This window comes from Microcoleus sp. S13_C3 (assembly GCF_036700905.1).
In the GTDB taxonomy this organism is placed as follows: Bacteria; Cyanobacteriota; Cyanobacteriia; order Cyanobacteriales; family Microcoleaceae; genus Microcoleus.
In genome coordinates, this window is record NZ_JAUBPT010000219.1 from 1 (window position 1) to 10,770 (window position 10,770).

General features: G+C 47.3%; 7 protein-coding genes. 3 read left to right on the forward strand and 4 right to left on the reverse strand.

Annotation, left to right across the window (positions count from 1 at the left end; genetic code table 11):
* The first annotated feature begins 95 nt into the window (after positions 1–95).
* Complete coding sequence (locus QUA16_RS33605) at positions 96–239, forward strand: hypothetical protein (protein ID WP_333108780.1); 144 nt, start codon at positions 96–98, stop codon at positions 237–239.
* Positions 240–349: 110 nt separating this feature from the next.
* On the opposite strand, the gene miaA is transcribed toward QUA16_RS33605, so the two are convergent.
* Positions 350–1,252 carry a tRNA (adenosine(37)-N6)-dimethylallyltransferase MiaA gene (miaA, locus tag QUA16_RS33610; protein ID WP_333108779.1) on the reverse strand — a complete coding sequence of 301 codons (903 nt, stop codon included), beginning with the start codon at positions 1,250–1,252 and terminating at the stop codon, positions 350–352.
* A 257-nt stretch (positions 1,253–1,509) separates the two neighbouring features.
* On the opposite strand from miaA, the gene gyrB reads away from it, so the two are divergent.
* Both gyrB and QUA16_RS33620 read left to right on the forward strand, forming a co-directional pair.
* Positions 1,510–4,755 (forward strand): DNA topoisomerase (ATP-hydrolyzing) subunit B, encoded by a 3,246-nt coding sequence (gene gyrB / locus QUA16_RS33615; protein ID WP_333108778.1) that lies wholly within the window; start codon positions 1,510–1,512, stop codon positions 4,753–4,755.
* A gap of 278 nt (positions 4,756–5,033) precedes the next feature.
* Complete coding sequence (locus QUA16_RS33620) at positions 5,034–5,750, forward strand: heme oxygenase (biliverdin-producing) (RefSeq protein WP_333108776.1); 717 nt, start codon at positions 5,034–5,036, stop codon at positions 5,748–5,750.
* Positions 5,751–6,011: 261 nt separating this feature from the next.
* Here QUA16_RS33620 and QUA16_RS33625 read toward each other — a convergent pair whose 3' ends face one another.
* The 3 genes from QUA16_RS33625 to QUA16_RS33635 all read right to left on the reverse strand — a co-directional run.
* On the reverse strand, positions 6,012–6,623 hold the full coding sequence (locus QUA16_RS33625) for an S-layer homology domain-containing protein (protein WP_333108774.1): 612 nt from the start codon (positions 6,621–6,623) through the stop codon (positions 6,012–6,014).
* A 174-nt stretch (positions 6,624–6,797) separates the two neighbouring features.
* Entirely contained in the window at positions 6,798–10,367 is a 3,570-nt protein-coding gene (gene mfd, locus QUA16_RS33630; RefSeq protein WP_333108771.1) for a transcription-repair coupling factor, read from the reverse strand.
* Between the two features lie 125 nt (positions 10,368–10,492).
* The coding region (locus QUA16_RS33635) for a zinc ribbon domain-containing protein (protein ID WP_333108770.1) at positions 10,493–10,770 on the reverse strand (278 nt) is incomplete at its 5' end.

A 10,770-nucleotide genomic window follows, 5' to 3' on the forward strand; every position in this document is an offset into this window, starting at 1 on the left:
CCTAAGTATTTTTACTTATTCATTCGGGCCTAGCAATGTACTATACTATGTAGTGTTATTGAAGTGCGGAGTGTGGGGTAGATGGAAAATATGAAATGTGCGATCGCAGTTTAGCTTTTCCGTTTTTACCCGTTGCCGAAATTCCCGGTTTCATCGAACAAAGCCGAACCATCGCACAGCGTGCTGCTGTGCGTTTGTTTCGGCAAAGAATTAGAGAAATTTTGATAAGCCAAAGTTAAGGCAACAATCTGACTTAGTTTAGTTGAAAAACTAGCAAATTAATTTAACTTACATCAGCGTTAATCAGCCTTCATCTGCGGTTTAAAAAAGCTTTAATTTCGCTCTAAAATCAATTGATAAATTGCTGCACTCTCTGCCAAACTCTTTCTAGCAAATCTGGTGCGCTAACATCAAACCATTCAATTTCCGAATAAGCCCGAAACCAAGTCCCCTGTCTCTTCGCAAATTGCCGGGTGTGCAAAATTGTTAATTCTTTAGCTTCTTCAAGCTTAATGTCGCCAGCCAAATATTGTTTCATTTCCTGGTATCCCAGCGTGTTCAACAATGGCAAGTCGCAGCCGTATTTTTTACACAAATATTCTACTTCAGCTATCCAACCGCGTTCTAGCATTTGTTCGGTGCGCTGTTTGATACGATCGACCAAAACATCGATCGCGCAATCCAACCCAATTTGTAAAATAGGATAATTGGGAGGATTTTCGCCCTGCTGTTCGGAAATAGGGCGACCGGTCGCATAAAATACTTCCAGTGCTCTTAAAGTTCTTACTGGGTCATTGAGGTGAATTTTCTCAGCGGCAGAGCGATCGACCTGCTGCAACATCGCGTAACATTGAGATTGTCCGAGTTCCGCAAGTTGCGATCGCAATTCGGGCATCGGTGCTACCCTCGGAATTTTTAAACCGCGCACGATCGATTTAATATATAAGCCCGTCCCTCCAACCAACAACAGAGGAGGAGACAGCGGAAAATCGACAGCAGCAATTAAATTTTGAGCTTGTTCCTGGTAATCTGCTAGTGTCAGAGTTTGTGTCGGATCGCAGATGTCAATTAAGTGATGCGGTACACAAGTGCGATCGGCCGCCGTCGGTTTTGCGGTTCCGATGTCAAATTCGCGGTACACTTGACGGGAGTCCGCACTTAGAATCGAAGATTGCAGTCGCCCCGCCAAAGCCAAAGCCACCCCCGACTTCCCCGTCGCCGTCGCCCCACAAATCGTAATTAATCTAGGCATAAGCTGTCGCACATTTCCCTATAAAAACTCTCAAATCCTCTCCTCTCCATGCTTTCCCCTCTCTCCTACACTGATTCACAGCGATCGGCCAGGGCATTCCTCCAGCAATCTCAAAACTATTCCTCTCCCTCCCCCCGATAAATTTCCCTTCAGAAAGCCCTAGCATCGCCTTTAACGGTTTTGTGCTATAATTTTAGGAGTTTTCCCATTTTAGAAGCTTTCGGGGCTTTAGGCCTCATTATTGGAGCTATTTTTGTATGACCAGCAGCTACAGCGCCGACCAGATTCAAGTTCTCGAAGGTCTCGAAGCAGTCCGTAAACGACCGGGGATGTACATCGGTACCACCGGCCCGCGAGGACTCCACCATCTAGTTTACGAGGTTGTGGACAATTCCATTGATGAGGCGCTGGCTGGCCACTGCACTCACATCGAGATTGACATCAACGCCGACGGTTCCGTTACCGTGACAGACGACGGCCGGGGTATTCCGACCGGCATCGTTGCCAAGACTGGCAAATCGGGAATAGAAACAGTAATGACTGTACTCCACGCCGGCGGTAAATTTGGCGGTGGTGGCTACAAGGTTTCTGGAGGATTGCACGGTGTAGGTATTTCTGTTGTTAACGCGCTGTCCGAGTGGGTAGAAGTGACCGTTTGGCGCGACCAAAAAGAACATTTACAGCGCTACGAAAGAGGCAATCCAGTTACTGAACTTACTGCCAAGCCCAACAAAGGCACTCGCACCGGCACTTCAGTTTCTTTCTTGCCTGATACTCAAATATTTAGCACTGGCATTGAATTTGATTACACTACACTCGCGGGGCGCTTGCGAGAATTGGGTTACTTGAATGCGGGCGTGAGAATTACGTTTAGCGACCACCGTTTGGAACTGCTCAAAAGTAGCGAACCTCGCATCGAAACATACTGTTACGAGGGCGGAATCAAGGAATATATCGCCTACATGAACCGCGAAAAGCAGCCTCTGCACGAAGAAGTGATTTACGTGCAAGGCGAACGCAATAACGTGCAAATAGAAGTGGCTTTGCAGTGGTGCGTCGATGCTTTTAGCGACAACGTTCTAGGTTTTGCTAACAACATTCGGACGATCGACGGTGGCACGCACTTAGAAGGTTTGAAGGCTGTTTTGACGCGGACGATGAATTCGATCGCCCGCAAGCGCAACAAAATCAAAGAAAACGAGCCCAACCTCGCCGGCGAAAACGTTCGCGAAGGTTTGACAGCAGTCATTTCTGTCAAAGTCCCAGACCCGGAATTTGAAGGCCAAACTAAAACTAAACTGGGCAATACCGAAGTCCGGGGAATTGTCGATTCCTTGGTAGGCGAAGTATTGACAGAATATTTGGAGTTTCGCCCCCAAGTAGCCGACGCTATTTTGGAAAAAGCAATTCAGGCATTTAAGGCTGCTGAAGCAGCCCGTCGTGCCCGCGATTTAGTCCGCCGCAAATCAGTCTTAGAATCGTCTCCTTTGCCTGGAAAATTAGCGGACTGTAGCTCCAGAGACCCCGCCCTGTCTGAGATATACCTGGTCGAAGGCGATTCCGCGGGGGGCTGTTTTTTTTCATTTCAAGAAATAAAATTAGCTGACGGCACCACAAAAACTATCAAACAGATAGTTGACGAACAAGCAGAAGGTAAAGAACACTTTTGCTACACCATTCGCGAGAGTGGAAACATCGGGTTTGAGCGAATAACTAATGCTCGGATGACTAAAGCAAATGCTGAAGTTGTCAAACTGACATTAGACAATGGGGAGACAATAACTTGCACTCCCGACCATCCATTCATGTTGCGGGATGGCACTTACAAAGCAGCAGCCCTGCTGACACCGGAAGATTCATTAATGCCGTTCCACTGCAAGTTGTCGGAAAAAACCAAACAGGGTCAGGGACTTAACGGTTACGAAATGGTTTGGAATCCCAACAGTGATAAGTGGATTTACACCCATCTTTTAGCGGATTTCTACAACCTGAAACACGGCGTTTATCTCGCATCTGACGGCAATCACCGCCACCACGTTGATTTCAATAAACTCAACAACAATCCGACAAATATTCAGCGAATGTCGGCTGAGGATCACTTGGCTTTACACCGCGCGAACCTTGAGAAAACCTTGCACAGGCCCGATGTCATTGAAAAGAGCCGTCAAGCTCACATGACTGATGAATTTCGGGCGATGATGAAAGAGCGGATGCGGCAGCCTGAAACGCGACAAATTCTTTCGGAACAGGCGAAAGCTCAGTGGGAAGATGAAGAGTATAAAGCTTACATGACGAGCAAGTGGCGGGAGTTTTACGATACTGATGAAACTTATCGCCAGCAGAATAATGAACTGCTGAACCAAGCCCAGCAAGAGTATTGGAGTTCCGAAGAAAACCGTTTGGCTCAGTCGGAACGGGTTCGCAATCATTTTGCTAACAATCCTGAAGCGCGGGAGACTAATTCGCAATTTGCGAAAGAGCAGTGGCAAGATGAGAATTTGTTGGAGTGGCGGCGCGAAAAAACTAAGGAACAGTGGACGCCGGAGTTTCGCCAGAAACGTAAAGAAGCTTTGAACGAAACTTATTACCGCAAAACTCTTGAAGCTTTGAAGGCTGTTGAGATGAAAATGGGCTGGATTGATGTTGATTATTACAATATCTACCGCCGCACGAAAAAAGATAAGTGTTTGTTGAAGTATGAGAGTTTTTGCGATCGCTACTTTAATGGTGATGCACTATATGCTCGCCAAGCGGTTCGGAATTACAACCACCGGGTTGTCAAGATCGAAGCTGTAGAGGAACGCTACGATGTCTACGACATCGAAGTGCCCAACAGTCACAACTTTGCATTAGGGGCGGGAATTTTTGTCCATAACAGTGCCAAACAAGGGCGCGATCGCCAATTCCAAGCAATCCTGCCTTTGCGCGGTAAAATTCTCAACATTGAGAAAACCGACGACGCCAAAATCTACAAAAATAACGAAATTCAATCGTTAATTACAGCCCTGGGTTTGGGCATCAAAGGCGAAGAATTCGATCCGGGTCAATTGCGGTACCACCACATCGTAATTATGACTGACGCTGACGTAGATGGTGCTCACATCCGCACGCTGTTGCTGACTTTCTTCTACCGCTATCAGCGGGCACTTGTAGAACAAGGTTACATCTATATTGCTTGTCCTCCTCTCTATAAAGTGGAACGGGGACGCAATCATTACTACTGTTACAGCGATCGCGAAATGAACAATCTCATCCGCAATGAATTTCCGGCGAATGCTAATTACACCATTCAGCGGTTCAAAGGTTTGGGTGAAATGATGCCGACACAGTTGTGGGATACGACGATGAACCCAGAAACTCGGACGCTGAAACGGGTGGAGATTGAAGACGCTGCTGAGGCCGATCGCATCTTTACGATCTTAATGGGCGATCGTGTCGCCCCCCGCCGCGAATTCATTGAAACCTACGGCCCCAAACTCAACCTCCTCGACTTGGACATCTAAGTTAGTTGACAGTTGACAGTTGACAGTTGACAGTTGTTTGCTGGCGAGGATGAGTCATTAGTCATTAGTCATTAGTTAGTGGCTGATGACTGATGACTACTGACTACTGCCAACTGCCAACTGCCAACTGACTACTGACGACTGACTACTGCCAACTTTTGTTATAAAAATTAATACAATCTCTCATCAAATCGATCTAAGGTAAACACTTAGGTAAATTTTAGATTTTTGGCGCATCCATCAGCTAACACAAAAATAGAAGGTTGGACAAATATAGCATGAGCATCAATTTAGCGACCAAATTGCGTGAGGGAACCAAAAAGTCCCACACAATGGCAGAAAACGTCGGTTTTGTCAAGTGTTTTTTAAAAGGCGTTGTAGAAAAAACTTCTTACCGGAAGTTAGTAGGAAACCTCTACTTTGTCTACTCGGCAATGGAAGAGGAAATGGAACGCCAAAAGCAGCATCCGGTTGTTTCAAAAATTTACTTTTCTGAGTTGAATCGCAAACACAGCTTAGAGCAAGATTTATTTTACTACTACGGTGCGAATTGGCGCGAACAAGTAGCCCCCTCAGCCGCAGCTAAAGCTTATGTGGAGCGAATTCGCGAGATTTCGGCGACCGCACCGGAACTGTTAGTAGCTCACTCTTACACTCGCTACCTTGGCGATTTATCCGGCGGACAAATCCTGAAGGGAATTGCCCAGCGCGGGATGAATCTTTCCGACGGAGAAGGCACTGCTTTCTATGAATTCCAGGATATTCCTGATGAAAAAGAATTCAAGGGTAACTACCGTCAGGCAATGAATGAACTGCCGATTGACGAAGCAACAGCAGAGCGAATTGTTGACGAAGCTAATGCAGCTTTTGGCATGAACATGAAGATGTTTATGGAGTTAGAGGGCAATTTGATAAAAGCAGTTGGTCAGATGCTTTTCAATACCCTGACTCGGAAGCGCGGCGGTGCTAGTACCGAATTGGCTACTGCTGATTGAGTTAAAGCTCACTGCAGATAATTTGAGCCTCGTTTAAGAGGAAAAACTTAAATCCTGGGGGTTTGATGGCTGCTTTTACAGTCACCAAATCTCCGGGATTTTGCATGGTGTTTGAATTGCGGGCGATCGACTTTTTAACTCATATCGTTTCCGGTTGTATCGGAATGATTTAACCGCAGAGGGCGCAGAGAACGCAGAGGGAGAGAATACAGAGAGGAATAATTCCGATGCTACCGGATTTGATATCACAATTCAACACTATCACCTTCCCACGCCGCGCTCAGGAGGCTCCTCGTCCGGGACAGGCAAAGAACTGGGCCTTACCTGCCGCTCCAAATACTTGCTCAAAGCGTAAGCGATATCTCCACGAGTCATCGGCTTCAAAGGATTAATCTTATTAGTTGCCAGCTCAACATTAACAAACCCTTCATAAAGTGCAGTAGCCAAAGACTTTCTAGCCCAATTAGGAATTTCGGCTGCATCTGGATACTTAGCTAAAATTTCGGAAATGCTGGGTTCGGGAAACTGAAAAACCCCGTAAGCTTGAGCAAAAATCGCCAAAGCTTCAGCGCGAGTCACCCTTTGATTGGGGAAAAACATTCCGTCGCGATATCCACTCATCGTTCCCGTTTTCAAAACAGTTTGAATCGCACTGTAAGCCCAGTAACTCTTCGGTACGTCCGGCAATTCCCTATCCGGTTTCTGAGCGGTTTTCCGGCGTTCCAAACCAAAAGTTTTCACTAAAATCACCGCCAAATCGGCGCGACTGACAAGGCCATCAGCATTAAAATTACCACTAGCATCTTTATTCATCAATCCGGCACTCACAACCCGATCGATCGGGTCAATTATTTGTTGAGATTGAACCGCCATTGGGACTCCTTGCATTAGCGCGATTGCCAAAAAAATACTCACTAACTTTTTCACGATTTTAATCCTTTCTGTCGCTAAAACCATCATGAAAACAGCAGTAATATTTTTTCTGGTTCCATCAGTATTATTCTGTGGTTTCGGCGGTGCGCTAGATTTGGGGATTATATATTAAAATCAAACATTTGCTTCCGGCAAAGCGCCCTGCATTTTACCCAACCAATCAATCAAATTATCCAATTGCTTTTGGGCCGTCAAAACCGCCATACCTCGAATAGTAACCTTCCCCTTGCTGTAGACAAAACGAGAGCGCAAATGTTCCGGCAAATTAGCCTTGAGCAAATTCCAAGCAGGCTCTTCCATCGCAGTTTCCAAAACTATGTTCTGCTTATTCTCCGGCTTAATCCGAGAAAAACCGATTTTTTTAGCGATTTGTTTGAGTTCGACCACACGGATAAGTTGCTGGGCTGGCAGAGGAATTGGCCCATAACGATCGCACCAATCAGCCTGAATCTGCTTTAACTCTTCTGAGTTATTAGCAGAAGCCACAGACCGGTAAGCGCTCATCTTTTGATCCAAATCTGCGATGTAATCGGCAGGAATAAACGCCGTCAAAGTGAGGTCAATTTGGGCGTCCTCAACTTTCGGAATTTCCTGACCCTTAATTTCGCGAATAGCCTCCTCTAACATTTCAGCATACAAATCAAAACCGATCGCCTCCATTTGACCAGATTGTTCAGTACCCAAAACATCACCCGAACCGCGAATTTCCATATCTCGGACAGCCAACTGATAGCCCGATCCCAACTGCGCGAACTCTTGAATAGCCCGCAGCCGCTGCCTTGCAGCATCAGAAAGTTGGTTCTGCTTGGGGTAAAACAGCCAAGCATGAGCTTGAATCCCCGCGCGTCCCACCCGTCCCCGCAACTGGTAAAGCTGACCCAAACCAAACTTCTGCGCGTCTTCAATTAAAATGGTATTGACTCGCGGAATATCCAAACCCGACTCAATAATCGTCGTGCACACCAAAATATCAAACTCCGCCGCGCTGAAAGTCAGCATGATGGATTCTAGTTCCGAAGCCTCCATTTGACCGTGGGCGATCGCAATTCTGGCAGACGGTACCATCTCCTGCAACTGAACGGCCAACTCATCAATCCCCTCAATTCGCGGCACCACGTAAAAAACCTGACCGCCCCTATCCAATTCTTGACGAATTGCCGATCGCACCACTTCCGGGTTATAGGGAGCCAAATGCGTCTGAATCGGGCGCCTGGAAGGAGGCGGAGTCGAAATCAAACTCATCTCGCGAATCCCCGACAGCGACATATACAAAGTCCGGGGAATCGGCGTTGCTGTCAAAGTCAGAACATCTACCTCTGTTTTGAGAGATTTAATTGCTTCCTTTTGCTTAACCCCAAACCGCTGTTCTTCATCCACCACCAACAAGCCCAAATCCCGAAATTTAATCGCCTTGCTCAAAACAGCTTGAGTACCGACAATCACATCTAATTCCCCAGTCGCCAAACGCTTGTGAATCTCCCGGCGCTCGGTTTCAGTGCGAAAGCGATTGAGCAAACCAACTTCGATCGGATAAGGGGAAAAACGCTCCGAGAGCGTGTGATAGTGCTGTTGGGTCAAAATCGTCGTCGGAGCGAGCAAAGCCACCTGCTTGCCCGCCGTAACCGCCTTAAAAATCGCTCTCAGAGCCACTTCTGTCTTACCAAAACCGACATCGCCGCAGACCAAGCGATCCATCGGTCGATCGCCCTCCATGTCGCGTTTGACATCCTGAGTTGCCTTCAACTGATCCGGCGTTGGCTGGTAAGGAAAAGAATCCTCTAATTCTTGTTGCCAAGGCATATCAGGAGGAAAAGCGTAACCCGTTTGTTTAGCTCTTTTAGCATAAAGATTCAGCAAATCCACTGCCAATTTCTTAACAGCTTTGCGAACCTTAGTTTTAGTTTTTTCCCAAGTTTGACCTGTCAGCTTGTTGAGATCCGGTACTTTATCGCCTACAGTCCGAAACCTGGACAAAGCGCCTAATTGATCTGCCGCCACTCTCAGAGTACCGTCAGCGTATTGAATCAATAAATATTCGCGAGTTTCTCGATCGATCGTCAAACGTTCCAACTTGATAAATTTGCCCACTCCGTGCTGGCGGTGAACCACATAATCACCAGGGCTTAATTTATTCGGATCTACTTGCTTAGAAGCAGCGCGACGGCGCTTGCGGACGTAGCTAAAAGTAGCGAGAGAATGCTGACCGTAAAATTCCCGATCGGTAATTAAAACAATCCGAAAAGTCGGCAGAATAAAACCTTCCAATTCTGCCAGCCCGCTGTACTTCAAAGCAACCGGAACGTGCTGCAATTGCAACTTGTCGATCGCCAAATAATCGCGCGGATTCACCACAAACTGAGCCGGACAGTCGTGTTCCGACAGCAGAGAAACCGATCGGCTGGGTTGAGCCGAAACCAGAAAAATGGTAAAACCCCGATCGCGCTCTTCCCTGAGCATTTGAGACAGCTTCGCAAATTGGTGAGGCATCACCGGCACAGGGCGAGAAGCCAAATTAATCGCAGACGGTAGCTGGTCGCCCTCCGCAGAGCTTTGAAGTTTTTTAGCCGTAGAATCTTCTGCCAATTCTGAAAGTTCTAGCCTCTCGAAAGCTGCGACATCTGCCATAGATTCAGCAAAAGTGCGGTGAATTTTTGGAACTTTCAAATTAGCAATTGGCAATTTTTCTGTTTCCTCACCAGTAACTGCCGATTCCCGATTGCAATTATTCCACTGTTCCTGTGCATTCTCATACCAGCGGTCGCTGTGACCTTCGCACCCTTGGGGTTCGTCAATAACAACTAAAGTATTTTCACTTAAATAATCCAACAAAGATGCAGGTTGCTCGAACGCTAAACCCAACAGCCTGCGGACAAATTTTTCGGCTTCATTTGCCGCATCATTTTCGGGATTGAAAGAGCCTAGGTGGTTGATTGCGTCAAGCTTTTTTTCAGATAAAACTGCTTTAATAATTGTGTTAAAATTAGTAGGAGTTAAAACTAATCGATCGACCTTATCAAGCGATCGCTGCGAAGACGGGTCGAACTCCCGAATTTGCTCCAAATCATCTCCGAACCATTCCAGCCGCACTGGCAACTCAGCCGCCACCGGAAATACATCGACAATATCCCCCCGGCGACTCCACTGGCCCTCCATTTCCACCAGAGTCACTCGATCGTACCCCATCGAGGCAAGTTGACGGTCAAGGATCTTCGAGTCTTGAACCGCACCTCGCTTCAGCGTCAGACAGTAGGGTTCAAAAGCAGCAGGCGGCGGCAAGTGAGACTGGAGAGCTCTTTCGGTAGCTACAATCGCGATCGGCTTAGAATTAGCGTTTGTTTCTCGTTTCTCGACCAAATCCGCCAGCACCTGCATTTGTCCCCAAGTCATTTCGTTCTCGTCGGAGTAAGATAGCTCGTAGGGCGAAGCCTCCGAAGTTGGGTAAAAATGCACAGTCTGCCAGCCCATAGCCTCCAGCCCTGCCACCCAGCGGCCCGCTTCTTCTAGAGTGGCCGTCACTACCAGTAAACTCCGCCCTTCTTGTTGTGCGAGGGCGGAAGCTACTAAACCTTTGGGCAACCGGGCGATGCCGTTGAGTTGCAAGCAGCGATGGCGCTTGAGCTTGTTGAGGAGTTCTGTGGCTAGGGGCGATCGCCCCAGGGTACGAATTATTGAAGAGAAAGTCATGCGCTTTTAATTTTAATCCCTGATCGGCGAAGGCTCTTTCCCTTTGCCTGTTAAGGAGATTGTACGACAAACATCCTTGACATCCTCCCCGCCGTAGAACGGCGAGGATTCCCAAGACTCACGACTTAGGTTTCTGCTTCTTTCCCGATACGGGGATTTCGCAACTGCCCTTCAACCCTATGGTTGTCAAGTCTTACGTTCGCTCCACAGACTGATACGGCAAGTCCTGCCGCCAAAATGTTATTTGCCGCGTTGATATCTCGGTCGTGTTTAGTCCCGCATTCCGGACATTCCCACTCCCGCACATTCAACAGCATTTTATCTACTATAGAACCCATTTGACATCTTTTACGGTCTTGTGGTAGCGTGACCGTAAAAGCATTATCCAGTAGCAGCCATGCCT